The sequence below is a fragment of the Streptomyces sp. NPDC001880 genome (genome assembly GCF_053594575.1).
The window spans coordinates 40,129-67,115 of record NZ_JBSFET010000034.1; the positions used below are offsets into that span (position 1 = coordinate 40,129).

Annotated in this window: 22 protein-coding genes and 1 pseudogene; 16 read left to right on the forward strand and 7 right to left on the reverse strand. The window is 72.0% G+C overall.

Annotated features, from left to right (window positions below; genetic code table 11):
• The first annotated feature begins 26 nt into the window (after positions 1 to 26).
• Both ACWCQ6_RS19955 and pcaB read left to right on the forward strand, forming a co-directional pair.
• Positions 27 to 794 carry a VOC family protein gene (locus ACWCQ6_RS19955; protein ID WP_451090897.1) on the forward strand — a complete coding sequence of 256 codons (768 nt, stop codon included), beginning with the start codon at positions 27 to 29 and terminating at the stop codon, positions 792 to 794.
• Positions 795 to 829: 35 nt separating this feature from the next.
• Positions 830 to 2,191, forward strand: coding sequence for a 3-carboxy-cis,cis-muconate cycloisomerase (pcaB, locus tag ACWCQ6_RS19960; RefSeq protein WP_451090899.1), 1,362 nt, complete (start codon positions 830 to 832; stop codon positions 2,189 to 2,191).
• 168 nt (positions 2,192 to 2,359) lie between these two features.
• Here the strand turns inward: pcaB and ACWCQ6_RS19965 are convergent, their stop codons facing one another.
• The gene (locus ACWCQ6_RS19965; protein WP_451090901.1) at positions 2,360 to 2,974 is read right to left on the reverse strand and encodes a GNAT family N-acetyltransferase; all 615 of its coding nucleotides are present in this window, start codon (positions 2,972 to 2,974) and stop codon (positions 2,360 to 2,362) included.
• Positions 2,975 to 3,129: 155 nt separating this feature from the next.
• Here ACWCQ6_RS19965 and ACWCQ6_RS19970 point away from each other — a divergent pair, with 155 nt between their 5' ends.
• The 4 genes from ACWCQ6_RS19970 to ACWCQ6_RS19985 all read left to right on the forward strand — a co-directional run bounded on the left by ACWCQ6_RS19970 (position 3,130) and on the right by ACWCQ6_RS19985 (position 6,333).
• Positions 3,130 to 3,552 (forward strand): hypothetical protein, encoded by a 423-nt coding sequence (locus ACWCQ6_RS19970; protein ID WP_451090903.1) that lies wholly within the window; start codon positions 3,130 to 3,132, stop codon positions 3,550 to 3,552.
• Positions 3,553 to 3,638: 86 nt separating this feature from the next.
• Positions 3,639 to 4,289 (forward strand): DUF3105 domain-containing protein, encoded by a 651-nt coding sequence (locus ACWCQ6_RS19975; protein ID WP_451090905.1) that lies wholly within the window; start codon positions 3,639 to 3,641, stop codon positions 4,287 to 4,289.
• A gap of 26 nt (positions 4,290 to 4,315) precedes the next feature.
• The gene (locus tag ACWCQ6_RS19980) at positions 4,316 to 4,930 is read left to right on the forward strand and encodes a DUF305 domain-containing protein (RefSeq protein WP_451090936.1); all 615 of its coding nucleotides are present in this window, start codon (positions 4,316 to 4,318) and stop codon (positions 4,928 to 4,930) included.
• Positions 4,931 to 5,079: 149 nt separating this feature from the next.
• A complete protein-coding gene (locus tag ACWCQ6_RS19985) occupies positions 5,080 to 6,333 on the forward strand; it encodes an ROK family protein (protein ID WP_451090907.1) in 1,254 nt (417 codons plus the stop codon).
• Positions 6,334 to 6,464: 131 nt separating this feature from the next.
• Here ACWCQ6_RS19985 and xylA read toward each other — a convergent pair whose 3' ends face one another.
• Positions 6,465 to 7,634, reverse strand: coding sequence for a xylose isomerase (xylA, locus tag ACWCQ6_RS19990; protein WP_451090909.1), 1,170 nt, complete (start codon positions 7,632 to 7,634; stop codon positions 6,465 to 6,467).
• 206 nt (positions 7,635 to 7,840) lie between these two features.
• Here xylA and xylB point away from each other — a divergent pair, with 206 nt between their 5' ends.
• The 5 genes from xylB to ACWCQ6_RS20015 all read left to right on the forward strand — a co-directional run bounded on the left by xylB (position 7,841) and on the right by ACWCQ6_RS20015 (position 13,850).
• A complete protein-coding gene (gene xylB / locus ACWCQ6_RS19995) occupies positions 7,841 to 9,322 on the forward strand; it encodes a xylulokinase (RefSeq protein WP_451090912.1) in 1,482 nt (493 codons plus the stop codon).
• A 63-nt stretch (positions 9,323 to 9,385) separates the two neighbouring features.
• Positions 9,386 to 10,663, forward strand: a complete 1,278-nt coding sequence (locus ACWCQ6_RS20000) for a VWA domain-containing protein (protein ID WP_451090914.1) — start codon at positions 9,386 to 9,388, stop codon at positions 10,661 to 10,663.
• Between the two features lie 2 nt (positions 10,664 to 10,665).
• Positions 10,666 to 11,505 (forward strand): hypothetical protein, encoded by an 840-nt coding sequence (locus ACWCQ6_RS20005; protein ID WP_451090938.1) that lies wholly within the window; start codon positions 10,666 to 10,668, stop codon positions 11,503 to 11,505.
• A gap of 255 nt (positions 11,506 to 11,760) precedes the next feature.
• Positions 11,761 to 13,128 carry a cytochrome P450 gene (locus ACWCQ6_RS20010; RefSeq protein WP_451090916.1) on the forward strand — a complete coding sequence of 456 codons (1,368 nt, stop codon included), beginning with the start codon at positions 11,761 to 11,763 and terminating at the stop codon, positions 13,126 to 13,128.
• A 185-nt stretch (positions 13,129 to 13,313) separates the two neighbouring features.
• A complete protein-coding gene (locus ACWCQ6_RS20015) occupies positions 13,314 to 13,850 on the forward strand; it encodes a DUF4232 domain-containing protein (protein ID WP_451090918.1) in 537 nt (178 codons plus the stop codon).
• 222 nt (positions 13,851 to 14,072) lie between these two features.
• Here ACWCQ6_RS20015 and ACWCQ6_RS20020 read toward each other — a convergent pair whose 3' ends face one another.
• The 3 genes from ACWCQ6_RS20020 to ACWCQ6_RS20030 form a co-directional block, all read right to left on the reverse strand.
• Positions 14,073 to 15,335 carry a cytochrome P450 family protein gene (locus ACWCQ6_RS20020; protein ID WP_451090920.1) on the reverse strand — a complete coding sequence of 421 codons (1,263 nt, stop codon included), beginning with the start codon at positions 15,333 to 15,335 and terminating at the stop codon, positions 14,073 to 14,075.
• Positions 15,332 to 16,645 carry a cytochrome P450 gene (locus ACWCQ6_RS20025; RefSeq protein ID WP_451090922.1) on the reverse strand — a complete coding sequence of 438 codons (1,314 nt, stop codon included), beginning with the start codon at positions 16,643 to 16,645 and terminating at the stop codon, positions 15,332 to 15,334. The genes ACWCQ6_RS20020 and ACWCQ6_RS20025 overlap by 4 nt, the downstream gene beginning before the upstream one ends.
• A gap of 399 nt (positions 16,646 to 17,044) precedes the next feature.
• Entirely contained in the window at positions 17,045 to 17,869 is an 825-nt protein-coding gene (locus ACWCQ6_RS20030) for an SAM-dependent methyltransferase (protein WP_451090924.1), read from the reverse strand.
• A 201-nt stretch (positions 17,870 to 18,070) separates the two neighbouring features.
• On the opposite strand from ACWCQ6_RS20030, the gene ACWCQ6_RS20035 reads away from it, so the two are divergent.
• On the forward strand, positions 18,071 to 19,918 hold the full coding sequence (locus ACWCQ6_RS20035) for a hypothetical protein (protein ID WP_451090926.1): 1,848 nt from the start codon (positions 18,071 to 18,073) through the stop codon (positions 19,916 to 19,918).
• Here the strand turns inward: ACWCQ6_RS20035 and ACWCQ6_RS20040 are convergent.
• Positions 19,908 to 22,034, reverse strand: a complete 2,127-nt coding sequence (locus ACWCQ6_RS20040; protein ID WP_451090928.1) for a tetratricopeptide repeat protein — start codon at positions 22,032 to 22,034, stop codon at positions 19,908 to 19,910. The genes ACWCQ6_RS20035 and ACWCQ6_RS20040 overlap by 11 nt on opposite strands.
• 297 nt (positions 22,035 to 22,331) lie before the next feature.
• Positions 22,332 to 23,156 carry a maleylpyruvate isomerase family mycothiol-dependent enzyme gene (locus ACWCQ6_RS20045; RefSeq protein WP_451090930.1) on the reverse strand — a complete coding sequence of 275 codons (825 nt, stop codon included), beginning with the start codon at positions 23,154 to 23,156 and terminating at the stop codon, positions 22,332 to 22,334.
• Positions 23,157 to 23,299: 143 nt separating this feature from the next.
• On the opposite strand from ACWCQ6_RS20045, the pseudogene ACWCQ6_RS20050 reads away from it, so the two are divergent.
• From ACWCQ6_RS20050 to ACWCQ6_RS20065, 4 genes and pseudogenes are all read left to right on the forward strand, one after another.
• A pseudogene (locus ACWCQ6_RS20050) lies at positions 23,300 to 23,452 on the forward strand (sphingomyelin phosphodiesterase); the annotation flags it as partial.
• A gap of 52 nt (positions 23,453 to 23,504) precedes the next feature.
• Positions 23,505 to 24,215 (forward strand): response regulator transcription factor, encoded by a 711-nt coding sequence (locus ACWCQ6_RS20055; RefSeq protein WP_451090940.1) that lies wholly within the window; start codon positions 23,505 to 23,507, stop codon positions 24,213 to 24,215.
• On the forward strand, positions 24,196 to 26,214 hold the full coding sequence (locus ACWCQ6_RS20060; RefSeq protein ID WP_451090942.1) for a sensor histidine kinase: 2,019 nt from the start codon (positions 24,196 to 24,198) through the stop codon (positions 26,212 to 26,214). Before ACWCQ6_RS20055 ends, ACWCQ6_RS20060 begins: the two co-directional genes overlap by 20 nt.
• A 125-nt stretch (positions 26,215 to 26,339) precedes the next feature.
• Positions 26,340 to 26,819 (forward strand): hypothetical protein, encoded by a 480-nt coding sequence (locus ACWCQ6_RS20065; protein ID WP_451090932.1) that lies wholly within the window; start codon positions 26,340 to 26,342, stop codon positions 26,817 to 26,819.
• The last annotated feature ends 168 nt before the right edge of the window (positions 26,820 to 26,987 follow it).

Below are 26,987 nucleotides of genomic sequence, written 5' to 3' on the forward strand. Positions count from 1 at the left end.
ACCGACGCCATCACGGAGGAACCCGAATGAAGCTCACCGAACCGGTAACCGGCGGCCCCTGCTGGATCGAGCTGAGCACCTCCGACATCCCGGCCGCGAAGTCGTTCTACGCGGCCCTGTTCGGCTGGCGCTCCGAGACCGATCCGCGGAAGGAGGCCGGCGGCTACACCATGGCGCGCCTCGGTGACGCGCGGGTGGCCGCGCTCAGCCCGATCTACCAGCCGGGCCGGCCGCCCGCCTGGACGGTCTCGTTCGCCACCGAGGACACGGACGCCACGGTCGAGCGGGTGACGTCGGCGGGCGGCTCGCTGCTCGTCGGCCCGATGGACGTGTTCGACCAGGGCAGGTTCGCGGTCGTCGCCGATCCGTCCGGCGCGGTGTTCTCGCTGTGGCAGAAGCGTGCCTTCGCCGGTGCCGAGCGGCTGAACGACCCGGGCGCACTCGGCTGGGTGGAACTCGTCACCCGTGAGGCCGACCCGGCGCTCGCTTTCTATCCCGCGGTCTTCGGGTGGACGGTGAACACCGCGTCCGATCAGTACACGCAGTGGGGCGTGGCCGGTGAGGACTTCGGCGGGATGCTGATCATGGACGACAGGTTCCCTCCGGAGGCGCCGCCGAACTGGCTGCCGTACTTCGCCGTGACCGATGTCGACACGACGGCCGCCACGGCCCAGGGGGCCGGTGGCGAACTGCTGATGCCGCCGAAGGACATCCCCGACGGGCCGCGGATCGCGGTCGTCCGCGACCCGCAGGGTGCGGTGTTCGGCATCCACCGGACCGGCAGCGAAGGCTAGGGCCGAGCGGCCCCGGGTCCCCTGGAGTTCAGCCGATGTACGAGAGCGACGCCGGACTGCTCGCCCCCGGGCGGGCCGGCACCCCCGCCGAGACGGCCACCGGCGACAGTGCCCTTCTGCAGGCGATGCTCGACGCCGAGGCTGCGCTCACCCGCGCCCAGGCCGCATGCGGACTCGCCCCCGCGGAGGCGGGGCCCGCGGTGACCTCGGCGGCGGCCGACGTGAGCCGCTTCGACGTACGGGACCTGGCGCTGCGCGCCCGCGCGGGCGGCGATCCGGTCGTCCCGGTGGCCATGGCCCTCGCCGCCGCGGTGGAGCCGGACGTCCGGCCCTATGTGCACCGGGGCGCGACCAGCCAGGACATCCTCGACACGGCAGCGATGCTCGTCGCCGCGCGGACCCTGGCCCCACTCCTCGACGACCTGGCACGGACCGCGGACGCGGTGGCGCGGCTCGCCACCGCGCACCGCAACACCCCGATGGCCGGCCGGACGCTCACCCAGCACGCCGTACCGACCACCTTCGGGCTCAAGGCGGCGGGGTGGCGGTCGCTGGTCCTCGACGCGAGGGACCGGCTCTCGGCCGTTCGGGAGTCGCTCCCCGTACAACTCGGCGGCATGGCGGGCACATTGGCCGCCTTCGAGGCGTACGCGCCCACCGAGGACGTCGACGGGATCGCCCCGGGACTGCCTCTGGTCCAGGCGTACGCGGGTGAACTCGGTCTCGCCGAACCTCTGTTGCCGTGGCACTCATTGCGCACCCCGATCGCCGATCTGGCGGGGGCGCTCGCGTTCACGGCAGGTGCGCTCGGGAAGATGGCGGCCGATGTGCTCAATCTGTCCCGTACCGAGATCGGCGAGGTCACCGAGGGGCAGGGCGGTGATCCGTCCGCCATGACGCACGGGGCCCATCCGGTGCACGCCACGCTGATCGCGGCAGCCGCCCGTCGTGCCCCCGGACTGGCGGCGACGCTGTACGGCTCGCTCGCCGCCGAGGACGAGCGGCCCGCCGGGGCCTGGCACGCCGAGTGGGAGCCGCTGCGCGAACTGCTGCGGCTGGTCGGCGGGGCCGCGCACCGCGCCGCCGGACTCACCGGCACGCTGCGCGTCGTCCCGTACGCCATGCGGGAGAACCTCCAGCTCACCGACGGGCTGATCGTCTCGGAGCGGCTGGCCGCCGTGTTCGCCGAGCGGATCGGCCGCAAGCGTGCCAAGGAAGTCCTGCTCGGCGCCGCCGACCGGGCCCGCGCGGAGACCACCGACCTGGCCGACGTGCTCGCCGACGTGCTCGACGAGGAGCCCGAACTCGCCGGTCTCGACCTGGGCGAACTGACCGACCCGGCCCGGTACACCGGCTGCGCGGGCTCCCTCACCGACCGCGCGCTCGACCGCGGCTGACCGGTCCGGTGTGCCTCGGACCGGCCGGCCCTCGTGGGCGATGATCCGGCCGGCGGGTACGGCCGTGGACGGAACCGAGCGGTGCGCGCGGCTCACCGAGGTGGATGTCGAGCGGGACCGGGCAGCGCGGCCCCGCGGGGACGACGCGAACGGCCGGCACCGCATCCGTCACGGTCGGCCGGTCGCCCCGTCCCCACGGAGCCTGGCGTGCAGATGCATGTCGTGCCAGCCGTCGGCGTGCAGATGGGAGTGGCGCCGGGTGCCCTCCAGCGCGAAGCCCGTCTTGGCCGCCACCCGGCAGGACGCCTCGTTCAGCACGGAGTGCACGAGTTCGAGCCGCTCGAACCCGATCTCGTCGAAGGCCCAGCGTGCGAGCACCGAGACGGCCCGGGGCGCCACGCCCCGTCCTCGGGCGGCCGGCAACACCCAGTAGGCACATTCCGCCAGTCCGGTCTCCGGTACCAGGGAACGCAGCGAGACCCGGCCGAGCACTTCCCCGGTCCCGTCGCCCGCTCCCCCGGGGCGTACGACGGCCCAATGGGCCGCGGTCTCGCTGTACCAGGCGTGCTGCCACTGCTCGATCCACTCGCGCGCCTCGTCCTCACTGTCGGCCCGGCGCAGATGCCAGTGCTGGATCGCCGGATCGGAGAAGGCTGCGACGACCGCCGGGGCATCCTCCGGCCGCCACGGCCGCAGAAGCAGGTCGTCGGCGACGGCCAGAGTCGGTTGGGCGGAGTCCGCGAGGCGCCCCGGGGGAAGGTGGGGCGGCACCAGGTACGGCATGGACGCATGATCGCACGGGGGCGGAAGCCATCGGCCTGCTGCTGCCGCACACCCCGGATTCCCCCCTCGCACGGGCGATCGCGCGAGGGGTATTCGCCCGGCAACCACCCCCTCGACCCCTCCTTGAAACTTCACGCACCGCGTACGATGGCGGGATGACCGGGCCGAGCGAAGGGACACGCCGACGAACGCGGGGCGCCTGCGCGTCGGCCGTGTCCGGCTGGCTGTTCGTGCTCTTCGCCATGGTCTCGTGCTGTTCGATCACAGCCCCGGCCGCGCACGCCTCCGACGCCCGGTCGGCGACCGTCGCCCGGACCATCACACCCACGCACCAGGCGCTCGCGCGGATCGTGGTGGCCGATTCCCCCGAGGACCGGGGCATGAGCAGCTCCTGCCACGGACCCTCCGAGCACTCGACCCCGGTCGTGCTGCCGGTCCAGAGCGCACCCGCAGCCCTTACCGGCACGAACGTCACCGCTCCTGTCGCCCCGCTGACCGGCGCGGCCTCCATCCGCGGCCCGTCCAACGACGCCGTGCGGGAAGTCAGCCATCTCCGTCTGCAGGTTCAACGGATCTAGAGGCAGGCCCTGTTCCCCGGAGCCCCAGGGGAACAGACTTCGCATGCCCTCGACTCCATCACTTCTGTTGAACCGAAGGACTCTCCATGGCATCCGCCGAACAGCAGAACACCTCTGCCTCCGCACGCCGCGCCAAGCTGGAGGAGAACCGCCGCAAGGAGCGGGCCCGTGAGCGGCGCAGCCGCATCATCACCATCACCGCTGCCGTCGCCGTGGTCGCCGCCCTCGTCGCGGGCGGCGGCTATCTGATGTCCGCTGCCGACGACGAGGAAAAGGCCGAGGTCGAGGCCAAGTCCTCGCCGGTGAAGGGCGAGCGGACCTGGGACAAGCTCACCCAGGACCATGTCGGGAAGAAGGTCGACTACCCGATGAACCCGCCGGTCGGCGGGGATCACAACCCGGTCTGGATGAACTGCAACGCCGACGTCTACACCAAGGCGATACCGAAGGAGAACGCCGTCCATTCCCTGGAGCACGGCGCGGTCTGGGTCACGTACACGGGCAAGGCGAAGCCGGCCGACATCGAGAAGCTCCGTGAACGGGTCGAGTCGACGCCCTACTCGCTGATGAGCCCGGTCGAGGACCAGGCCGCCCCGCTCATGCTCAGTGCCTGGGGCAAGCAGGTGACGGTGACCGGCGCCGCCGACGCGCGCGTCGAGCAGTTCTTCACCAAGTACGTGCAGGGCCCGCAGACCCCGGAGCCGGGCGCGGCGTGCACGGGTGGGGTCGCCCAGTGAGGTCCGCGGTCCGCTCCTCGCGTCCCATGGTGCTGGCCGGCGGTGTGGTGCTGCTGGTTGCGCTGGGCCTGGTCGTGCTCACGCTCGTACGGCCGTCCTCGTCCGCGGGTTCCGCCCCCGCCTCGGCGGCTCCCTCGGACACCTCGGTCGATGTCGGGTTCGCCCGTGACATGTCGATCCACCATCAGCAGGCGGTCGAGATGTCGTTCATCGTCCGGGACCGCACGTCCGACGAGGCGGTGCGCCGGCTCGCGTACGACATCATCAACACACAGGCCAACCAGCGCGGCATGATGCTCGGCTGGCTGGAGATGTGGGGCCGGGCGAAGTCCTCCTCCGCTCCGCCCATGGAGTGGATGGGTCACGCCTTCACACCGAGGGGCGACGGTTCGCTGATGCCCGGCATGGCGACCGACACCGAACTCGACAGGCTGCGGGCGGCGAAGGGCAAGGACGCCGAGGTGCTGTTCCTGAAGCTGATGACCTCGCACCATCAGGCCGGCGCCGAGATGGCTCAGGCCGCGGCCGACTCCGCCGGCACGGATGCGATCCGGAACCTGGCGGCGGGCATGGTGCGGGGCCAGCAGTCGGAGATCGCTCTCATGGCGGACATGCTGAAGGAGCGCGGCGCGAAGGCCTGAGTGGCGCGGGCCCGCTCTCCCCGACGGTCCGTTCGCGGCGGGTAGCCGCCCCCTCGAACGGGCCGTCCTCCGGCCGGTCCCGGTACCCGCGCGGCCGGAGGTTCCGGCGCGCCGGGTCGCGCAGGGGATCGCATAGGCTCGGCTCCGACATGAAGAGCAACGTCACACCGCTGGGGCCCAAGGCCGACAAGGACACCGTGCGCCGGAGCAACCTCAGCCTGGTGCTGCGGGCCGTCCGCGACGAGGCCGAGGGCGGGGCGACCAGGGCCACGGTCGCCGCACGGGTGGGTCTGACCCGGGCCGCGGTGTCCTCGCTCGTCGAGCAGTTGCTCGGCATCGGATTTCTCACCGAGTCCGGCAAGACCTTCAGCGGGCAGGCGGGCCGCCCCGGGACGGCGCTCAAGGTGGCGCGCACCGGGCCCGCCGGGCTCGGTGTGGAGGTCAACGTCGACTACGTCTCGGTGTGCGTCGTCGACCTGGCGGGCACCGGACGGGTGCGGCTGACCGAGCACCTCGACCATCGTGGCGCGCCACCGGCCGAGGTCCTGGAGCGGGCGGCCGGGTTCGCCGCGCGCACTCTGGACTCGGCACGTGAGCAGGAGTTGTTCCCGGTGGGAGTGACGCTCGCGCTGCCCGGACTGGTCTCCGGCGGTACGGTGCGCCAGGCGCCCAACCTGGGCTGGAACCGGGTTCCGGCCGATGAGCTCTTCGCCGCCGCGCTCGCCGCCGCGCGTCCCGGCGGCGCGGCGCTGCCGGTGCGATCGGAGAACGAGGCCAATCTGGCGGCGTTGGCCGAGCTGTGGTTCGGCGGACTCGACGCGATCCGCAGCTTCCTCTATCTGACGGGCGAGATCGGTGTCGGCGGCGCCCTGGTCGTCGGCGGTGAACTGCTGCGCGGGGCGCATGGCTTCGCCGGGGAGATCGGGCATGTGGTGGTGGACGCCGAGGGACCGCAGTGCCGGTGCGGCTCACACGGCTGTCTGGAGCAGTACGCGGGTCAGACGGCGCTCCTGCGGGCCGCCGGGGTCGGGGAGCCGGGCGGCGGAGCCGGGGTGGCCGAACTGGAGCGGCGTGCCCGCGCGGGGGACGAGAGGGCGGTGGCCGCGGTCGCGGAGGCCGGCCGGATGCTGGGGCGGGTGCTGTCCGGGGCGGTGAATCTGCTCGACCCGGACGCGGTGGTGCTCGGTGGGATCTACCGGAACCTGATGCCGTGGCTTTCGCCGCCCGCCGACGAGGAGCTGACCGGCCGTGTGGTGTCGGGGCTCTGGTCCCCGGGCAGCGGTCGGCTGCGTTCCTCGTCCGTCGCGGGCGACGCGGCACGGGGCGCCGCGGCACTGGTGCTGACGGAGGTGCTGGCCGACCCGGTGGCGTACGCGGGCCACACGACCGGCGGAGCCGGCTGAACGGACAGCGGCGGCCGGGTGTCCGGCCGCCGCGTCCCGCGCCCACGCCGAGGGCTGTCGTCCAACTGCCGTTTGCCGCACGGCTGCCCCCGGGCGACGACGGCAGTTCGACGACAGGGCCGCGCCCCGGCTCAGCGGACCCCGAGCAGGTGGTCCATCGCCAGCTGGTCCAGGGCCTCGAACGCCATCCCCCGTTCCGCGGCCGCGTCCACGTCGAACTCCTCGAACGCGGACCGGTCGGCCAGCAGCCCGGCCAGGCCGTCCTCGGCGGTGGGGCGGGCCAGTTCGTCGAGCCGGGACGCGCGCAGGGCCTCCCGCACGGCGGGATCGGCACGGAACGCGGCGGCGCGCTCCTTGAGAATCAGGTAGTTGCGCATGCAGCCCGCGGCCGACGTCCAGACGCCGTCGAGGTCCTCGGTGCGCGGCGGCTTGAAGTCGAAGTGGCGCGGGCCCGCGTAGCCGCCCGTCTCCAACAGGTCGACGAGCCAGAACGCCTGACGCAGATCGCCCACGCCGAAGCGCAGGTCCTGGTCGTACTTGATGCCCGACTGGCCGTTCAGGTCGATGTGGAAGAGCTTGCCCGCCCACAGCGCCTGCGCGATGCCGTGCGGGAAGTTCAGCCCGGCCATCTGCTCGTGCCCGGTCTCCGGGTTGACGCCGACCAGCTCCGGGCGCTCCAGGCGCTCGATGAAGGCGAGGGCGTGACCGATGGTCGGCAGCAGGATGTCGCCGCGCGGCTCGTTCGGCTTGGGCTCGATGGCGAACCTCAGGTCGTAGCCCTGCTCGGTGACATGGTCGCCGAGCAGGTCGAAGGCTTCCTTCATACGGTCGAGGGCGACCCTGATGTCCTTGGCGGCGCCGGACTCGGAGCCCTCGCGGCCGCCCCAGGCCACATAGGTGGTGGCGCCCAGCTCGACGGCGAGGTCGATGTTGCGGAGGGTCTTGCGCAGCGCGTAGCGGCGGACGTCGCGGTCGTTGGCGGTGAACGCGCCGTCCTTGAACACCGGGTGGGTGAAGAGGTTCGTCGTCGCCATGGGGACGACCAGCCCGGCCGCGTCCAGCGCCTGCCGGAAACGCTTCACGATCCCTTCGCGCTCGGTGTCCGTCGAACCGAACGGGATCAGGTCGTCGTCATGGAATGTCACACCGTACGCGCCGAGCTCCGCGAGACGCCGCACGGATTCGGCCGGGTCGATCGGCGCGCGGGTCGCGTCGCCGAACGGGTCGCGCCCCTGCCAGCCCACCGTCCAGAGTCCGAAGGTGAACCGGTCGTCGGGGGTGGGCGTGAAGCGTTCCGTCATCTTCTGGCCGCCTTCGGTGCCGTCGGGCCCAGGGCCGGTCGAGGTATCCGGGCCTTATTTGTTCAGTTCCATGACTAATGATGCACGGACCGCTCCCGGTTCGTAACCCCTCACCACGGGCCACTGTCGGGCGGGCCCTCGGTGACGTAATTTGTTTCGCGCACGATTAAATCCCGCACCGCAAGCAGTACAGGAATGAGGGCCCCATGCCGCCGCGTACCGTCGTCATCGGTGTGGACAGTTCCACCCAGTCCACCAAGGCGGCCTTCGTCGACGCCGAGAGCGGCCGGCTGCTCGCCGTCGGCCGCGCCCCACATGTCGTCAGCGGTACGGCGGGGGCCCGCGAGAGCGACCCGGAGGGGTGGTGGCAGGCCCTGCGCGGGGCCGTGGCCACCGGACTCGCGGAATCCGGAGCCACCCCTTCGGCCGTGACCGGCATCGCGGTCGCCGGGCAGCAGCACGGGCTGGTCGCCCTCGACCGGTCGGGCCGCCCGGTGCGCCCCGCGATGCTGTGGAACGACACCCGCTCCGCCCCGCAGGCCGCAGCGCTCACCGAGGCGCTCGGCGGACCGGACGCCTGGACCGCGCGGACCGGATCGGTGCCGGTGGCCGCCGTCACCGCGGCGAAGTGGCGGTGGCTGCGGGAGAACGAACCTGACAGTGCCGCCGCGACCGCCGCCGTGCGCCTGCCCCACGACTTTCTCACCGAACGGCTCGCGGGCACCGCCGCCACCGACCCCGGCGACGCCTCCGGCACCGGCTGGTACTCCACCGCGACCGGCGCCTACGACCCCGAACTCCTCGAACTCCTCGGCCTGGACGCCGTGTTGCTGCCCGAGGTGGCCCGCACCGGCGCGACCCGCGTCGGCTCACTGACCGCCGATGCGGCCGAGGCGCTCGGGCTGCCCACCACGACCGCCGTTGCCGCCGGCACCGGGGACAACATGAGCGCCGCCGTCGGCCTCGGACTGGGCGGCGCCGGGCTCCTCGACCACCCCGTACTCAGCCTCGGCACCTCGGGCACGGTCTTCGCCGCCTCCCGGACCCGGCCCGCCTCACCGGCGCTCTCCGGCTTCGCCGCGGCGGACGGTACGTATCTCCCGCTGGCCTGCACCCTCAACTGCACGCTCGCCGTGGACAAGATCGCCGAACTGCTCGGTCTCGGCCGCGACGACACGTCCCCCGGCGGCGAAGCGGTGCTCCTGCCCTACCTGGACGGCGAGCGCACCCCCGATCTGCCCACCGCCTCCGGCCTGCTCACCGGGCTCCGGCACGACAGCACGCCGCAACAACTCCTCGGCGCGGCCTACGAGGGCGCCGTCGTCACCGTACTGCGCGCCCTCGACGAACTGCTGCGGGCCTGCGGCCTGGACCCGGCCGACACCGAGGTGGCCGCCCGGCCGTTGCGTCTGATCGGCGGCGGCGCGCAGGGGCGGACCTGGGTGCAGACGGTACGACGGCTCTCCGGCCGTCCAGTGATCGTGCCCGGCGTCGGCGAACCGGTCGCGATCGGCGCCGCCGCACTGGCCGCGGCGGCGGCCACCGGCACCGACCCGGTCGCGACCGCCGCCGGATGGAGAATCGGCGATGACACACAACTTCCGCCTATGGAAAGGGACTTGGCTACCTGGGAACGTATCGGTTCGGTGCTGAACCGGGCCTCGGGCCCACTGCTCAGCGGTTTCTGACGGTCCCGCGGCCGTCCCCGGACCGGTTTGGGCAAGCGAAGCGATCTTCACTACTATCCGGCGATGATCATAAGAAAAAGGCTGACGGTCGGGGTGGGCATCCTGCTCGCCACTCTGACCGCCGGGCTCGGTTCGGCACTCCCCGCCGCCGCCGACGAAGCCCCCGCCGAATCCTCCCCCAAGGTCGAGCTGGTGCTCGACGTCAGCGGCTCCATGCGAACCCGTGACATCGACGGCCAGTCCCGGATGACAGCCGCCAAGCAGGCGTTCAACGAGGTTCTGGACGCGGTGCCCGAGCAGGTGGAGCTCGGTATCCGGACCCTCGGCGCCGACTACCCGGGCGACGACCGCAAGGTCGGCTGCAAGGACACCAAGCAGCTCTACCCGGTCGGCCCGCTGGACCGCACCGAGGCGAAGACCGCGGTCGCCACCCTGGCCCCCACCGGCTGGACCCCGATCGGCCCGGCCCTGCTGGGCGCCGCCGACGACCTCAAGGGCGGTGACTCCACCCGCCGGATCGTACTGATCAGTGACGGTGAGGACACCTGCGGCCCGCTCGACCCGTGCGAGGTCGCACGTGACATCGCGGCCCGCGGCATCCACCTCGTCATCGACACCCTGGGCCTGGTGCCCAACGCGAAGATCCGTGAACAGCTGACCTGTATCGCCGAGGCCACCGGCGGAACGTACACCGCGGTCCAGCACACCGATGAACTCTCCGGCCGGGTCAAGCAGTTGGTCGACCGGGCCGCCGAGCCCGTGGTCACCCCCGTGGCGACCGAGGGCGCCGACAGCTGCTCCTCGGCACCGCAGCTCAAGCCCGGCCTCTACACCGACCGCGAGAAGTTCGGCGAGCACCGCTGGTACCGGGTCGATGTGCTGCCCGGCCAGGAACTGCGCGCGTCGGTCAGCGTCTTCGCCGACCGCGCCGTGAACGACGACTACGGCGTGCTGCTGCGCGCGCTGACCGTGCACGGCCGGGAGATCGTGCGGGGCTCGGAGTCGGGCACCGGCCGTACGGACGCGATCTCCTCCGGCCTGCGCTACCCGAAGGCGGAGGTGGACGGCACGGACAGCGATGACAAGCCGGCCGCCGAGACCGTGTGCCTCCAGGTCGCCAACTCCTTCTCGGCCCCCGCTTCGGTGAAGACCTCGCCCGGCATGCCGGTCGAGCTGACCGTGGACCTGGTGGACGCTCCGGACGACGCCGCGGATCCCGCCGCGTTCGGTCTCGGCCGCGGCTGGTGGCTGCTGGGCGTGCTGGTCCTCACCGGACTCGTCGCGGGCCTGCTCTTCGGCTGGATCTCGCGCTGGCGCGTCGCTGTCTGGAGGACGAACTGATGATGCGTACGACACGTGCGTTCGCGGGTGCGCTGCTCGCCGGGCTCGCCCTGCTGACCTCGGCGGGCACCGCGGCGGCCGACGACCCGTCGGCGAGCCCGAGCGCCTCCGAGGGCGGGTCGGGCCCCACCGAGGCCGGCACCACCTTCCGTACGGCGACGGCCGTCCAGCAGAACCAGCGCGCCACCGCCGAGGCGTCCACGGGCGACTACCTGTACTGGGTGTTCCCCGCCGACGCCGGTCAGCGGGCCACCGTCAAGGCGAAGGTCATCCTGCCCGAGAGCGCCGCCCGGCACGGCGCGTCGACCTGGCAGGTCGATGTGTACGACGGGCTGCGGCGCCGTCAGGCCTGCATGTACGGCCGCCAGACCGGCAAGGCCGCGGCCGACGCCCCGGCGGTCGAGCTGACCTGTGTGCTGCGGACCGTCCGCGCCTGGTCCGAGCCGTGGGCCAACGACCCGCTGCCGGGCAGCTACTACGTACGCCTGACGGTCGTCGATCTGCCCTCGGCCGACCTCGGCCTCCCGGTACGGACCGAGGTCGAGATCACGGCGGCCGACAAGGGCGGCGCCGGCGATGTCGACGGCACGCTCGCCGAGCCGCTGGTCCCCGGCGTGTCCTCCGTCGAGCAGGTCTCGGACGGCTCGGCGGACGGTGGCGACGACACCTCGTCCAAGGTCTCGCTCGGCAGCGAGCCCGAGGACGGCTGGGACTCGGGCTGGTGGACCGACCGCTGGCTGTGGACGATCGGCGGCGGGGTCCTGGGGGCGCTCGCGGCACTCCTCGGCTATTCCCTCACCCGCGGCAGCGGCCGCCCGTCCCGGGTCCCGCCGGGCGCCTGACCCAGCACGGGCCCGACCGGGCCCGGCACACCGCGGGATCGCACCGCCGGGCGGGCCCGGACCCCGCGCCCGCCCGGCGGTGACGGACCGTCTCTTCTGCGCCACCGCTGCCGCCCGCCCCCCGAGGGCGGCACCGCGCGACTACTCTCGACAACTCACGTACCGCACAAGGCCGATGGCATGTTCCACGGCGGGTACCACTGAAGTCAGGTCGCCGCGCACCGAGTCGGTGCGCCACAAGGAGCGGAGACTCTCATGTCCACGGAGACCGGCCCGGCCGTCGATGCCGAGCTGCGGAGCCACAGGATCGTGCCGGGCCCGAAGGGGCTGCCGTTCCTGGGAAACCTGCCGCAGTTCGCAAGGAATCCCCTCGCCTTCTTCGAGCGGCTGCGCTCCCACGGAGACATGGTGGGCTGGCGATTCGGCCCCAACTCCTGTGTGTACATAGCCGATCCGGACTGCATCGGCGATCTGCTCACCGAGACGGAGCGCTCCTTCGACCAGCCGGCCCTGGGCATCGCCTTCCGGACCGTGATGGGCAACGGTGTGGTCGTCGCCCGGGGCACGGACTGGCGGCGGAAGCGGTCGCTGGTGCAGCCCTCCGTACGGCCCAAGCAGGTGCGGTCGTACGCGGCGACGATGACGCACAGCACGGTGGAGCTGGCGGACACCTGGTCGGACGGTGAACGCATCGACGTCAAGCGGGAGATGGCGGCGCTGACACAGCGGATCGCGGTACGCACCATCTTCGGCGTCGACACGGCGGCCGACGCCGAGGCGATGGGCCGCGCAATGGATGTGGCGCAGCAGGAGATCGGCAAGGAGTTCGCCGGCATCGGCGCGTTGCTGCCGGACTGGGTGCCGACTCCAGGACGGGCCAGGATCAAGAAGGCCGCGGCGGTCATCGACGCGGAGGTGGGCCGGGTCGTCGCCCGTCACCGCGACGGCGGGGACGAGCGGCCCGATCTGCTGAGCCGGCTGTTGACGGCGGTCGACGAGACCGGTGCGCACCTCACCGACCGGGAGATACGCGACGAGACGGTCACGCTGTACATCGGCGGCCACGAGACGACCAGCTCCACGCTGGTGTGGGCCTGGTACCTGCTCTCCCGCAATCCGCGGGTGCGCGCCGCGCTCACCGAGGAGCTGGACCGGGTGCTCGGCGACCGGGAACCGGAGTTCGACGACTACGCACGATTGACGTACACCCAGTCCGTGGTGAAGGAGACCCTGCGCCTCTACCCGACGATCTGGCTGGTCACCGGTGTCGCGAAGGAGGGTGCGCACATCGGAGGTGTTCCGATGCCGGAGGGCACCCGGGTGTGGACCAGCCAGTGGGTGACGCAGCGCGACGCGCGGTGGTTCCCCGAGCCGGAGGAGTTCCGCCCCGAGCGCTGGGATCCTGAGGAGGGCGACGACATCGCCGAGTACGCCTGGTTCCCGTTCGGCGGCGGCCCCAGGGTCTGCCTGGGCACCCGGTTCGCGATGGTCGAGGCGGTGCTGATCCTGGCCGTGCTGGCACGCCGCTTCGAGCTGGACGTGGACCCGGGCGTCATCGGCCCGGTGCCTTCGCTGACACTCCAGCCGGACCGGGACGTGCTGGCCACCGTCCGGACGCGGTGACGGCGCACGGGGCGGGGCGGCTCGACGAGCACCGGGTGGCCCGCCCCGGCGCCGCGTACACCGAAACGATATGTCCGATCTGTCGCGGAGATCAGGTCATACGGTTCACACTGTCCATGTCGGCCGCACGGACCGACGGGCCTTTCCGGCCGCACGCAGGCTGTCGATCCAACGGGAGAAACACCATGCGCCTCCGCTCCGCAACCACCCCCGCACTCTCCGTCACGGCCGCCCTGGCCCTGGCCGGCACCGTTGCCCCGGCCACGGCCGGCGCCGCGCCCGCCGGCACCGCGAGCCGCCTCGGAACCTGCCAGGAGAAGGCCCTCGAAGTACACGCCGAACCCGGCGGACAGCGGAACGTCGCCCGGATCAGCGTCACCAACACCGGTGGCCGGGACTGCGTGGTGGACCGGATCCCCACCATCACCTTCAGGGGCCTGGACGGCTCCGCCGAGGCCGTGCCGCCCACCGGGAGCGGACCCTACGCACTGGCCGGCGGCGAGCGGGCGTATGCCGCCGTGCGCACCGCGGACCCCGCGGCAGCCGAGGGTCATGTCGTCGACAGCCTGTCCGTGGCGGCGGACCCCTCCCACCTGGGCGTCACCTTCAGCGGGGCCACGGTGGGCATGCCCGCGGGAGTCCACGTATGGGAGCCGATGACCACGCTGTGGCAGGAGTCGCGCGCGGCGGCGGACAGCGCGCTGGCGGACGCGCTGGGGTGACGGGCCTGCCGGGCGCCGCGGACCGTAGGGCATGCCGCCGACGCTCCGGCGCGGGTCGGGAGCGGTCGTCGCGCAGAGCGGGCCGCCCCGAAGCCGGTGTTGACCGGGGCGGTGGCACGACCGGCGGAGTCCACCGGCTTCCGGGCGTACCGGCGCGGCAGCCGGAGCACCCGCCCGCAGCGCGTATCCCACGGACGACCGTGCCCGACTGCTCGCCGGCTCTCAGCCGTGCAGCAGGACCGGGAAGGCCTCCATGTCGTTCTGCGTCATCACCGGGAGCTTGCGGACCTCTTCGTCCGCGACGGCCGCCCGCAGCCCGGGGAAGCGCCCGAACAGTGCGGGCAGGGCGATCGCGGCCTCGACGCGGGAGAGGGCCGCACCGGGGCAGATGTGGGGGCCGTGACCGAAGGTCATGTGGCGGATCGGGGTCGGCCGGGTGATGTCGAAGTCGTCGGCGTCCGCTCCGTGCTGCTCGACGTCACGGCCGATGGCGCGATAGGAGATCACCACTCCTTCGCCCTTCGCGATCACGTCGTCGCCGACCTGGATGTCCTCCGTGGCGAACCGCATCAGCAGATGGGTGGTGGGGGTGTCCCAGCGCAGGGTCTCCTCGATCGCCGTCTCCCACGGGATCTCGCCGTCGAGCACCTTGCGCAGCTGGTCGGGATGGGTGAGCAGGGCACGCACGGCGTTCAGGATCAGCCCGATCGTGGTCTCGTGCCCGGCGGCCACCATCGCCTTGAGGTTGCCCACCACTTCTTCCTCGGTGAGCGGCTCGCCGCCCTCCTCGGCGAGGATGAGCGCGCTGGTGAGATCGTCGGCCGGACGCGCGGCCTTCTCCCGTACGAGAGCGGCGTAGAAGACATCCAACTCGGCGAGCAGCGCGCGGCGTTCCTCCTGCGGGGTGAGCATGGAGAAGAACGCCTTGTACCTCTTCATCAGCATGGGGTGCTCGGCCTCGTCCACCCCCATCAGCATGCCGACGACCCGCATCGGCAACGGCTGGGCGAAGACGGACTTGAGATCGACCACACCGTTCTCGCTCCTTGCGCCCTGTTCGGCGAGGGCGTCGAGCAGTTCCTCGGTGAACTTCTCGATGTCCGGGCGCATTTCCTCCAGCCGGCGCGGTGTGAGCGCCTGGGAGATCTTGGTACGCAGTCGCCGGTGCTCGGCACCGTCGACGGTGAACATGGAGCGTCCCGCATCGATCATGCCGATCAGTGGCCACTCGTGGGTGACCTCGCCGCGCTGCCAGGGACCCCAGGCGTCGAGGTCCTTCACCAGGCGGGAATCGACGAGCAGTTGACGGGCGAGGGCGTGCCGGGTGACGGTCAGGGCCGGAACGCCGAGCAGTTCGATCCGGGCGAGCGGACCGGCCTCACGCAGCCGTTCCGTCTCGCCGTCCAGATCCTGGACCAGCGGGTCGATGACGATGGCCGCGCCACTCGAAGCGGCCTCCCGGGCTGCGGCGTGCGGGCAGTTCAAGACGGGCCTCCTGTCGGACGTACGGGGGCGAACCGAACGGGCAGCGCGGTCGTCCCCCGCAGGAATGCGGACTGCCTACGGACCAACTCGGTTGCAAGAACCGACAGTTCAAGGTCGGGCAGCCGGTCGAGCAACACTTCGATCCCGGTGCGGGCGATGATTTCGGCGATCTCCTGAGCGGGGAAGGGGCAGCGGTATTCGCCGTGGCTGAACGCCAGATGCGCGCTGTTGCCACTCTGACCGGACGGCCCCGGCGAGGCCGAGAGGTGCTGCCGGATGTGCGGGTCGGCGTTGGCGGCCCCCAGGCCCAGCAGCAGCATGTCCCCGGCACGGATGTTCCGGTCCCCCAGCCGGGTGTCGCGGGCCGCCCAGCGACCGGCGAGGATCTGCGTGGGCCCCTCCTCCCAGAGCACCTCGTTCATGGCTTCGGCAACGCTGTGCCGGCCTCCGGAGAGCGCGACGGCGAACTGGTGGTCGGTGAGCATCAGCCGGAGCGAGCTGCCGATCCAGTCGGCCGTGGTGAGGTGCCCCGCGGCCGTGATGGCCATCAGGTCGAGTACATACTCCTCGTCGGTGAACTCCCCGGCGTACGCCAGCATGTGTGAGGTCACGTCGTTTCCGGGCGCGGCCCGGCGGGCCGCCAGCAGCCGCTGCATGTGCTCACCGAAGCGCAGATGGGCCTCCTGTGCGTCCGGTCCGCCGTCGGCCAGGTCCCTGAGCACCTCGGCGATCCGCGGCCCGTCGGCGTCGGGGAATCCGAGCAGCCGGGCGAGGACGAGCACCGGCAGCGGCACGGCGAAGTCGGCGATCAGGTCAGCCGTGCCGCGGTCGCAGAACCCGTCGACCAATCGGTCCGCCAACTCCTCACAGTTCCTGCGGAGTTCGAAGTGTTCGACCTCCTCCAGGGCCTGCCCGACCATCGCGGCGTGGCGCCGGTGCTCGGCTCCTGCGGTGAAGTAGATGGAAGGCGCCGGGCGGCCGACCATGGGTAACAGCGGCCAGTCCTCCGGGATGTTCCCCCACTGGTTCCACAGCCCGACATCCCGGGGGAACAACTCGCCGTCGCTGGTGACCTGGTGGAGTTCGCGGTACCCGATGACCAGCCATGCGGGAACCCCACCGGGCAGTTCGACGGGTACGACGGGGCCGTGTTCGCTCCGCATGGCGCGGTAGACGACCTGGGGTTCGGTGTGGAACCCGGGGCCGCTCAGCGGTACGGCGGCCCCACCGCTGCCCGCCGGGCAGCCGCCGGCCACGGGCGGCGGGGACATGGACGGTCGCTCGGGCACCGCGGATGCGGGCGTCTTCATCGTACGGAATCTCCTGTGACGAAGGCTTCGCTCGTTGCGGTGGTCGGCTGATCAACGCGGCTTCACTATATGGAAATTCAGTGATTCTTTCGGCGCGGTTAGCGACAATTCTTGCCACTGTTTCGATCTCACGAGCCCGTTTTCCGAGCATGGCTGACCAAAGGGCGAGGATGCGCCGCACCTCGCCCGCGCCGCCCCATCAACACGGGCAAGGAGTGGTACATCTCCACGGCCGACTGCGGCGTCTGCCGCAACACCATGACGCCCATCACATCTACGACTTCCACTCGCCGGTACGCACCGGCCGGCAGGAACGGCGCCTGGAAGGCGTTCCTTCCGGCCGGCCGCGCGGACATCAGCGGCCGGCGGCCGGATACGGGAGTCAGGCCCCGGGAGACGTCACTCCTTGACGCCGATGCCCCCGAAGGCGTCGACGTCCGCGGACACCGTCGCGCTGTCGGCGTCGGGCCGCCATTCGCTGAGCCGGACGAAGCCGGGGTCGAGGATCCGCAGCCCGTCGAAGAGCGTGACGATCTCGTCGGGCTCACGCACGTAGTACGGCACCGCGCCGCTCTCGATGTATGCCTTCTCCGCGGCGATCATGCCCTCGCTGGTCCGCGTTCCGTCGTACACCACGAGGTAGCTGCCGGCCGGCAGCCCGGCCATCAGACGGCCCACCACCTCACGGGCCTTCGAGAAGTCGCCCGCGTGACCGAGGATGCCGAGCAGCATCAGCGCCACCGGCCGGTCGAAGTCGAGCGTCTTCGCCGCCTCGGCCAGGATGGCGTCCGGGTCGTAGAGGTCGGCGTCGATGTAGTCGGTGACGCCCTCGGGTGAGCTGGTCAGCAGCGCACGGGCATGCGTGAGCACGAGCGGGTCGTTGTCCACGTACACGATGCGCGCATCGGACGCGATGCCCTGGGCCACCTGGTGGGTGTTGTCCGCCGTGGGCAGGCCCGTCCCGATGTCCAGGAACTGCCGGACCCCCCGGTCCTCCACCAGGTGGCTCACCGAACGCCGCAGGAACTGCCGACCCGCCACCGCCACGTCGACGAGCCCCGGGAAGAACGCCTTGATCTGGTCACCGATCTCGCGGTCGACCTCGTAGTTGTCCTTGCCGCCCACGAAGTAGTTCCAGAACCTGGCGGAATGAGGCCTCGTGGTGTCGATCCGTTCCGACACCGACCTGGCAGGAGGGGTGACGGCCGACTGCTGCTCACTCATGGAGACCTCCGAACGCGAAAGTGATCAAGCTCTGGCCCAAACCTACCTGGGTGTGGCGAAACCTATGGCCGGAGAGCGAGTCGGAGTACGCCCCTCGCCCCTCGGTGGCCGGTGCGGCCTCGTGCTGGTTGACTGTCGGGGCCGCTCGCGCGGGCGGCACGGGGTCCACGGGCGGGCCCCGGGCGAATGAGGGGCGTGCGGATGGGGTTCGGGCGGGCCGGGTGGGTTCGGGTACCGGTCGGGGACGACGCGGCGCGGTGGGCGACGCGGGGGAAATGCCTGCGGGTACTGGTCGTCGTGCACAATGTGACCGCCGCGACCCGGCTGCTCGATGTGCTGCCCCTGTTCCACGACGATCTGCGGGTCCAGCTGCTCGCGACCTGTACCGGCTCATCGGCGTTCGCGGCCGGCACCGCCGAGTTGCTGGCCGACACGGGGGTACCGGTGCTGCCGTGGGAGCAGGCGGTGGAGACGGAGGTGGACCTGGTCGTCTCCGCCAGCTTCGGCGGCCAACTCGACGCATTTTCCGGAAAGTTGGCCATCCTCTCGCACGGTGTTGGGTACACTAAAAGGCTGGCAACACCGGATACCGGATACCGGATACCGGATACCGGATCGGGATCGGGGCCTGCGCCCGTGTTCGGGCTCGCGCCTCAGTGGCTGCTGTCGCCCCGGGGCACTCCCGTCGCGGACGCACTCGTGCTCTCCCATCCCGAGCAGTACGAACGGCTGCGCGCGGCCTGCCCGGAGGCTGCGCCGACCGCCGTACTCGCCGGGGATCCCTGCTACGACCGGATCCTTGCCGCGCGGCCCTGGCGCGAACGCTTCCGCCGTGCGCTGGGGGTCCGGCCGGGACAGCGGCTCGTCCTGCTCAACTCGACCTGGAACCCAGAGTCGCTCTTCGGTGACTGCGGGGAGACGCCGGACGGGAACGATGTCGTCGCCGCTCTGCTGCACCGCGTCGCCGACGAGTTCCCCGTGGACGAATACCGGTTCGCGGCCGTACTGCACCCCAACATCTGGCACGGGCACGGCCCCGGTCAGATCCGCGCCTGGCTCGATCGCGCGCGGCGCGGCGGGATGACTCTGATCGATCCGCTGGGCGGGTGGCGGCAGGCCCTGCTGGCCGCCGATGCCGTGATCGGGGACCACGGATCCGTCACCTTCTACGCGGCCGCCCTCGGCACCCCCGTGATCCTGGGGGCCGTGCCGCTCCACGCGCTCGACCCCGACGCGCCGATCTCCGCGTTCATGCGGGCTGCCCCACGGCTGGACCCCGGCACCTCCCTGTTGCCGCAGATCGAGGAACTCGTCGCCCGTCACCGGCCGTTGCCCGGCCCCGCCGAGTTCACCACGTCCGTGCCGGGCGAGTCCGCGGCCCGGCTCCGCAGGCTCTTCTACTCGATGATGGGTGTGCCGGAGCCCGGCCGGCCGGCATCACTGGAGCCGCTCCCGCTGCCCGGTTACGAACCCGGAGGGGCCACCGTCCCGTTGCGGGTCCTGACACGGGTGCTCGGGCCGGGGGAGATCGCGGTCAGCCGCTGGGCCGGTGCGGGGCCGAAGGCCGGATCGGTTCCCGACGGCGAACTGCACATCGCCGTCCACGAGGACACCCGCGACGTGGACCAGTTGGATCTGGCCGATGTCGTCTTCCGCGACGGCGCACCCGACGATCCGCGCTTCGGCTCCCCGTCGTTCTGGACCGCCGAGGTACTCCGCCGCCACCGGGGCTGTTCCCTGGCCGCCCGTGTGACCGGCCCGTCCGCGTGCGTGGTCCGGGTCCGCGGCCAGGCACCGCTCCGCATGGTGGCGATGCCTGCCACCGATGCGGAGAGCGTGTCCGTCGCGGACCCTGCCGTGTACGCCTCCGCCTTGCACGCCTGGCTGGCCTCGGGCGGTCACGAACCGGGCGCGGTCGAACGGCGGCTCGCACGGGCGGTGGCCGACGGTCTCGCCGTGCGGACAGGTGACCGGCTCCACCGCGTGCGGATTGTTCCCCTGGCGCCGGAGGAGGAGGCGGTCCGAGCGGGACACGGGTTCATCCCGTGAGGCAGGCCTCTCGCATGTGCCGCAGGTACAGCAGCTGATACTGCGCGCTCTGACCGTCGAGCGTCGTGATCGCCGCCTCGATCAGCGGCAGTGCCGCTTCGGTGTTCTCCTCGTCCAGCCGGCTCTCGGCCAGATCCGTGAGCGTCCGGGCCGTGTTGTACGTATCGCCGCTCGACCGGAAATACAACAGCGCGGTCTCCAGCCTCTCCCGGGCCTCCTCCCGGCGCCCGGGACCGCGCAGCGCCCGTCCTCGATGACGCTCCAGCAGGGCCCTGGCGCGCGGCAGGTCGGCGGTGCCCTCGTCCCCTTCGCCCATGGTGTCCAGGATGCCGCCCGCCTCCTCGAAGCACTCGTACGCCTCCGGGTTACGCCACTGGCGCAGCCTCAGCAGCCCCAGGAGCTCGACGGCCGAGGCGTGGCCCCGCTTGTGGCCGGCCGACTCCTCGGCCCGCGCCGCCGCCCGTGCCGCTGTCTCGGCCTCCTCCCAGCGTTTCAGCTCGGTGAGGGTGTGGGCGAGTTGGGCATGCAGTGCACCGGCGTCGGGGGTCAGGGGGCGATGGGTGTCGGCGAGGCGTGCCCCGATGCGGAGGGCCGGCAGCAGCATCTCGTGGTGGCCCGCCTTGAGCTGGAGCGGCCACAGGGCACGGCACAGGCGTACCGCAGTGTCCGGGTCGCCGGACTCCTCGGCGCAGCGCACCGCCTCGACCAGATTGCCCGCCTCCGCGAGCAGCGCGTCGAGGGCTGCGCCCCGGTCCTCGTATCGCTGCCCGGCACGGTCCTCGGCGGGCGCGGGGACCCGCCAGCTCTCCGGAAGCGCCTGGTGGGCGGCCGATGCTGCCAGATCGGCATAGGCGCTCAGGGTGCGGGTGAGAGCGGCCGAGCACGCCGCGATTCCGTCCTCCCGGACCGCTGCCGCCTCGGCGTGTGCGCGGACCCCGAGGCGGTAGTGGTAGCGGCCGTTGCCGGTTCCGCCGCGTTCCAGAAGCATCCGGTCGGCGAGATCCTCCAGGAGTTCCGCAGTGGCTTCGAGTTCCTGGCCGGTGGTGCGTGCGGCAGCGGCGGCGTCGAAGGCGGGCCAGGCGCGCAGCGCCATCAGCCGGTACAGCCTGGCGGATTCCGGCGTCAGGAGCCGGTAGTTGTCCTCGGCCGCCCCGCGTACCGGGTCGCCTTCCGCCTCGGTACGGCGTGGCGGAAGGGTGGGGGCGGAGAGCTGGTACGCCGCGGCGCGCAGGGCGTACGGCGACCCTCCGCAGCGCTGGAGCAGCGAGGGCAGCGTGGCGCGGGCGGCGGCAACCGTGGACTTGTCGGTGATGGCGGTGAGCAGCTGCTCCGCGTCCTTGTCCGAGAGCGGCCCGACGGGCACCCGCAGGGCATCGATGCCGGGGAAGGGGGCTCGGGCGACCAGGATCGTGAACACCCCGGGGGCCGAGGTGAGGAACGGCCGCACCTGCGTGGCGGAGTACGCGTGGTCGAGCACGACCAGGAGCCTGCGGTCCGCCACACAGTGGCGGTAGAACTCGCCGAGCTCGTCGGTCCCGGACGGCATCTCCTCGTCCGGGACCCGCAGTTGACGCAGCAGCGCCCGCAGTACGGTGCCGATGTCGCGCCCGCCACCGCCGCTTCCACCTCCGAGGTCGGCGTAGATCTGCCCGTCCGGGAAGAGGCGGGTCGGCTGTGCTCCGAAGTGCACGGCGAGCGTGCTGGAGCCCATCCCGTCCGGGCCGTGCACCAGCGCGAGCCGGGGCCGGCCGTCCGGGCGGCGGGTCGCCTCTCTCTGGAGCTGCTTCATCGCCTCCTTGCGATCCGTGAAGAACCTTATGGAGGCGGGAAGGTCAGACCGCACGGCCCGGCCCGGGGCAGGGGCGCGGCGCACCCGTGCGGCGAACGCGGTCCAGGAGGAGGCGAGTTGCGGATCGGAGCGGAGCCGTTCATGGACCATGCGCGCCACGTCGTCCCGCTCCTGCGGGGCCACGGGGGCGGGGACCTCACGGCCGGTGATTCTGCGCACGGCCGCGCCGGTGGACTCCCAGGCCCATCTGCCGGCCTCGTTGGCCATCCCCGAGCCGACCGCACCAAGCACCGCCGAAATCGCCGCCACCGAAGTGGGATCCAGCATGTCGCGCACTCCTCGTTCCCGGTGTTCCGCGCGGCGCGCCCTCCCCGGCACCGTCACTGTCACCGTGCGGAGCAACGTTAGCGTCAGACGTCGCGATGTCCCCCGGACATCGCGATGGTGATCGCTTGGGCCCGATGCGGATCGGCCATTCATCCGCCGGAATCGGCCTCTCACCGCCTCTGAGCGGATTCGACCGCATCCGGAGTCCTCACCGGCCGCCACGCCCTGTTGATCCTGACAGTCGGTCCAGGTCATCACGGCGAGTCCCGTCGGCGCCACGGGTACCCGGTGCAGGGCTCAGGGCGCCTTGAACAGCCTGGGGAACCGGGTAGCGAGCCAGGGTTTGCGGCCCCAGGCGAACACCCGGCCCCGGGCGATGGCGCCATAGGGGTCGGTGCGGCCGAGCGCCATCAGGAAGAAGGTGACCGGTTCGATGAGGACGGTGCAGTCGGGGCGGTCCGGCGGTCGAGGAGTGACGGTCACGGCGCCGTCGGTGAACCTGACGCCGAACCGGGAGCCGCCCCACAGGCGGATCGTGTAACTGGCGGTGAGCCGGGCGGTGGCGGCGGCATCGGCGACCCTGGGCATGGCGCTGATCAGGAACGGCAGCGACAGTTCGACGCGTTCGCGGTCGACCATGTGACGGCGCCGCAGCGCACGGGCCAGGTCGTAGCCGTGGCCGAGCATGTGCGTCAGCAGGTACGAGGCCAGCACGGCCCGGCTCATCGGCCCCAACGGGGTGACGACGTCCCCGGCTCCGGCGCCACCCGTGGCACTCCGCTCGACGGCCGTGAGGCAGGCATCCGCGTGCGCGACGATCATCCCGGCCAGCGGCTCGGCTGCCCGCTCGTCGAACTCGGCGAGCGCACGCTCGTTGGCAGCGGCCAGGCTCTGTGGCGTGCCGTCCCCGTAGCGGCGTTCCTGCCCCTCCGCCAGCTCGGCCATCAGCTCGCCCGCCTGTGCCAGATGTGCCGCGGCCTCGCCCACCGTCCACTGCGAACCGGGCACCGGAACACTGGTGTCGGCAACGCCGCGCAGCACCGCGGCGATCTCCTCGGCGGTGGCCCGGACGGCATCGCCGAGCCCTGCGGGCAGTACGCCCCGCGCATCACGTCCGGTCACCGGCTCCACACTTCTCCCCACTTCTCCAGCCCCGGCCGCGCCTGCGGGTGAACAGGCCGCCGACGGTACACAACACCAGGCATCCGGCCCCGCGACAAGAGCCGCTGCCCATTCGGTCAGCCCTTGGGGCAGGACCGGCGGCATCCGATGTCGTGGGGACCCACACGCAGTCGACGGATTCCGACTTCGGGGCGGGCGTGGCCGCCGCGAAGCGCAGTCTGCAGTCCAAACAGATAGACGCCTTCCTGAACCCCGAGAACATTCCAGCCTGCGAACAGGTCGTCGTGGCCGGGGACGCCGGACAAGCCGTGCGGACCCTCTACGATCGATCGCGTGTGCGCAAACGTCATGGTCGCCGAAGACGACGAGAAACAGGCCGAACTCGTACGCCGCTACCTCGAGCACGAGGGTCACGCGGTCACGGTCGTCGGCGACGGCCTCGCGGCGCTCGCCGAGGTCCGGCACCGGGAGCCCGATCTGCTGGTGCTCGATGTGATGATGCCGCGGGCCGACGGCCTGGACGTGGTACGCGTACTGCGCGCCGAGCACCGGGAGTTGCCGGTGCTGATGCTGACTGCCCGCAGCACCGAGGACGATCTGCTGCTGGGGCTGGATCTCGGTGCGGACGACTACATGACGAAGCCGTACAGCCCGCGTGAGTTGATGGCGCGCGTACGGACACTGCTGCGGCGCAGCCGGCGGAGCGCGCAGGACGCCGGCCCCGCCGCGGATCAGGCGCTGCGGGTCGGGGCGCTGGTGGTCGATCCGGACCGGCACGAGGTGTCCGTCGAGGGCCGCTCCGTGGACTGCACACCTGGTGAGTTCCGGATTCTGGCCGCCATGGCGACCGAGCCCGACCGGGTCTTCACCCGGCAGCGGCTCCTGGAGGAGTTGCACGGCTTCGACCGGTACATCAGCTTCCGTACGGTCGACGTGCACATCATGAACCTGCGCAAGAAGATCGAACCCGCGCCTCGCCGGCCGGCCCGGCTGATCACCGTCTTCGGTGTCGGCTACAAGCTGACGGACCCGGCGAGGAATACTTCCGTTGCGTCGTGAGCACCGGGGGACCCGGCTGCCGCTCCGCAAGAGCCTGTTCGGCCGTCTGCTGGCGGCATCCGCGCTGGTGGCCGCCTGTTCGGTGGCCGCCACCGCCTGGCTCGCCGTACAGACCACCTCCGGCGCCATCAAGCAGGAGCAGGGCCAGAACCTCACCGCCGACGCCCGGATCTACAACACCCTGCTCGGATACGCGGCGGGCCACCCCACCTGGGACGGCGTCGAGAGCACCGTGCGCGACCTGGCCCGGCAGTCCGGCCGGCGGATCACTCTCACCACCGAGCAGCGCCACCCCCTCGCCGATTCCGCCGCTCTGTCGTCACCGCCCGCGCTGCCACCCCAGGCCTCGGCAATCGTCGACCCCTTGTCCGTGGACACCGCCCTGTCCCGGACGACCGACCGGGCGGGTTCCGCGGCCGACCGCGTCGACCCGCGCGCGGTCGGTCCGTTCCGGCTGCCCGCCGCCGAACGTACGGCACTGCAGCGCGCCGCCGACCGGAGCGCGGCGTGCCTGAGCCAGGTCGGGATCGCGGCGGACGTGGTCAGGGGTCCGAGCGGACGCCCGCGCGTGGAGATCGTGGGCAATGATCCGGACCGTATACAGAACACCCGGTGCACGAGCGACGAGCTGGAATCCCCGACCGCGACCGAACAGAAGGCCCTGGACGCGCTCAACCAGCTCGCCAACGCCTGTCTGAAACGCCAGGACCGGCCGGGTGTCCAACTCGATCTGGACCTGTCCTGGGGAGACGTCTCCGTGCCGAAGCCCGCCGCCGGGCCCCGCGCCGTGATTCCCCTGGCCTCGCCGGCGCCGAGCCTCCGCACCGGCGAGGACGACCGGGCCACCGCCTCCTGCGTGGACACGGCCCGCCGGGAACAGCTCAGCTCCTATGTCGCCTCGCCCGCGCTGCTGTTCATCGGCGACGAGGGCGGCACCACCGTTCCCGGTTTCGACCTCTCCCCCTCGAACACCGCGAAGATCGCGGGCACCGCGGCACTCGTCCTGGCACTCACCGTCGGAGCCACGGTGCTCGCCGGGTCCCGGCTCGTACGGCCGCTGCACGCCCTGACGGGCGCGGCACAGCGGATGCGGGACGGGGAGGACTCCGCGCCCGTGCTGGTCAGCGACGACAACGAGATCGGCCGGCTCGCCGCGGCCTTCAACGACATGGCCGACCACCGCGCGCGTCTGGAGGCGCAGCGCAAGGACATGGTCAGCGACGTCGCCCACGAGCTGCGCACCCCGCTGAGCAATATCCGGGGCTGGCTGGAGGCGGCGCAGGACGGCCTGGCGGAGCCCGACCCGGCATTCATCGCCTCGCTGCACACGGAGGCGGTGCAGTTGCAGCACATCATCGACGACCTCCAGGATCTCGCCGCGGCGGATGCCGGTGCCCTGCGTCTGCATCCCCAGCCGGTACGCATCGAGGACGTGCTCGCACAGGTCGCCGCGGCGCACCAGGCCCGGGCCGAGACCGCCGGGGTGGCACTCTCGGCGGTGTCTGCGGCGGACGACGCGCCCTCCCCCGTGTTGCGGGCCGACCCGGTCCGGCTGCGCCAGGCCATCGGCAACCTGGTCTCCAACGCGGTACGTCACACCCCGTCGGGCGGACAGGTGACGGTGCGCGCGTACGGCGCGGAGGCACCGGCGGACGGGGCGGCGGCCAACGGGGAGGTCGTGGTCGAGGTCGCCGACACGGGCAGCGGCATCTCGGCGGAGCACCTGCCGCATGTCTTCGACCGCTTCTGGCGCGCCGAGAAGTCGCGCAGCCGCCGCACCGGGGGCAGCGGGCTGGGGCTTGCGATCGTGCGGAAACTCGTGGAGGCGCACGGAGGCTCGGTGAGTGCGGTCAGCGTCGAGGGGCAGGGCTCGGTGTTCACACTCCGGCTGCCTGCGGGCCCGGCGGGCCAGGTCGGCCCCCAAGGTGCCACCGGTCCGGCGAAAGCCCGGCTGAAACCGGCGGGCGACGGGGCCACGAACGACGCGGACCAGGCCTGATGCGATGACCACAACGTTCTGACAGCTTCTTCATAACTTCACGCCAGCCTGTCGGCATGCCTCGCGTCCGGGTGCGAACCGGCACCCGGGCACCATCGAGGCCGACCTGGAATGGAGCGATGTCCATGCCCCACCGACTGTCCCTGCGCACCGCAGTCCTCGCCGCCGTCGCGGCCGGCGCGGTGCTCGTACCGTCCACCGCCGCCTTCGCCGACTCCGCGCCCTCGCCCAAGGCGCCGACCCGCGTGGACCTCAGCGACTCCGCGCCCTCGCCCAAGGCGCCGGCCGCGGAGAAGTCCGCGCCGGTACGCGTGGACCTCAGCGCCACCGCCGAGCCCAAGGAGAAAACGCGGGCGACGGTGACGCCCCGTGGCGGTGTCGCCGCGGGTGAAAGCCCGGCCCCGGCACGGACCAAGTCAGAGCCCGTCGTCGAGCGTTCGGGGGCCACCGCACCGCGCGGTGGCGTAGCCGCCGGTGAGCGACCGGCCGGCACCTCCGGCGACCCGACCGCCGCTCTTGCCGGATCGGCTGCGGCGGCCCTGCTGCTCGCGGGAGCGGGAACGATCGTGCTGCGCCGCCGCTCCGCCGCGCAGCGCAACGGCTGACCGGACGGCAGCAACCGCACCAAGTCAACTGAATCCGCAGGCCGGTTGATCCCGATCGACAGTTGACGCCCCCTCGTGGCGCCGCCCGTTCCCGGGCGGACACCGATATGTACGAACAAGGCATGCCCCGGCCTCGAAGCCGTCGGGTGCCGGGCGTACCGTGGTTGC

Bases quoted from the DNA above. Each gene is read 5' to 3' on its own strand.
- ACWCQ6_RS19955 (WP_451090897.1), top strand. From the start codon at position 27: ATGAAGCTCACCGAACCGGTAACCGGCGGCCCCTGCTGGATCGAGCTG.
- pcaB (WP_451090899.1), top strand. From the start codon at position 830: ATGTACGAGAGCGACGCCGGACTGCTCGCCCCCGGGCGGGCCGGCACC.
- ACWCQ6_RS19965 (WP_451090901.1), bottom strand. From the start codon at position 2,974: ATGCCGTACCTGGTGCCGCCCCACCTTCCCCCGGGGCGCCTCGCGGAC.
- ACWCQ6_RS19970 (WP_451090903.1), top strand. From the start codon at position 3,130: ATGACCGGGCCGAGCGAAGGGACACGCCGACGAACGCGGGGCGCCTGC.
- ACWCQ6_RS19975 (WP_451090905.1), top strand. From the start codon at position 3,639: ATGGCATCCGCCGAACAGCAGAACACCTCTGCCTCCGCACGCCGCGCC.
- ACWCQ6_RS19980 (WP_451090936.1), top strand. From the start codon at position 4,316: ATGGTGCTGGCCGGCGGTGTGGTGCTGCTGGTTGCGCTGGGCCTGGTC.
- ACWCQ6_RS19985 (WP_451090907.1), top strand. From the start codon at position 5,080: ATGAAGAGCAACGTCACACCGCTGGGGCCCAAGGCCGACAAGGACACC.
- xylA (WP_451090909.1), bottom strand. From the start codon at position 7,634: ATGACGGAACGCTTCACGCCCACCCCCGACGACCGGTTCACCTTCGGA.
- xylB (WP_451090912.1), top strand. From the start codon at position 7,841: ATGCCGCCGCGTACCGTCGTCATCGGTGTGGACAGTTCCACCCAGTCC.
- ACWCQ6_RS20000 (WP_451090914.1), top strand. From the start codon at position 9,386: ATGATCATAAGAAAAAGGCTGACGGTCGGGGTGGGCATCCTGCTCGCC.
- ACWCQ6_RS20005 (WP_451090938.1), top strand. From the start codon at position 10,666: ATGCGTACGACACGTGCGTTCGCGGGTGCGCTGCTCGCCGGGCTCGCC.
- ACWCQ6_RS20010 (WP_451090916.1), top strand. From the start codon at position 11,761: ATGTCCACGGAGACCGGCCCGGCCGTCGATGCCGAGCTGCGGAGCCAC.
- ACWCQ6_RS20015 (WP_451090918.1), top strand. From the start codon at position 13,314: ATGCGCCTCCGCTCCGCAACCACCCCCGCACTCTCCGTCACGGCCGCC.
- ACWCQ6_RS20025 (WP_451090922.1), bottom strand. From the start codon at position 16,645: ATGAAGACGCCCGCATCCGCGGTGCCCGAGCGACCGTCCATGTCCCCG.
- ACWCQ6_RS20030 (WP_451090924.1), bottom strand. From the start codon at position 17,869: ATGAGTGAGCAGCAGTCGGCCGTCACCCCTCCTGCCAGGTCGGTGTCG.
- ACWCQ6_RS20035 (WP_451090926.1), top strand. From the start codon at position 18,071: ATGGGGTTCGGGCGGGCCGGGTGGGTTCGGGTACCGGTCGGGGACGAC.
- ACWCQ6_RS20040 (WP_451090928.1), bottom strand. From the start codon at position 22,034: ATGCTGGATCCCACTTCGGTGGCGGCGATTTCGGCGGTGCTTGGTGCG.
- ACWCQ6_RS20055 (WP_451090940.1), top strand. From the start codon at position 23,505: ATGGTCGCCGAAGACGACGAGAAACAGGCCGAACTCGTACGCCGCTAC.
- ACWCQ6_RS20065 (WP_451090932.1), top strand. From the start codon at position 26,340: ATGCCCCACCGACTGTCCCTGCGCACCGCAGTCCTCGCCGCCGTCGCG.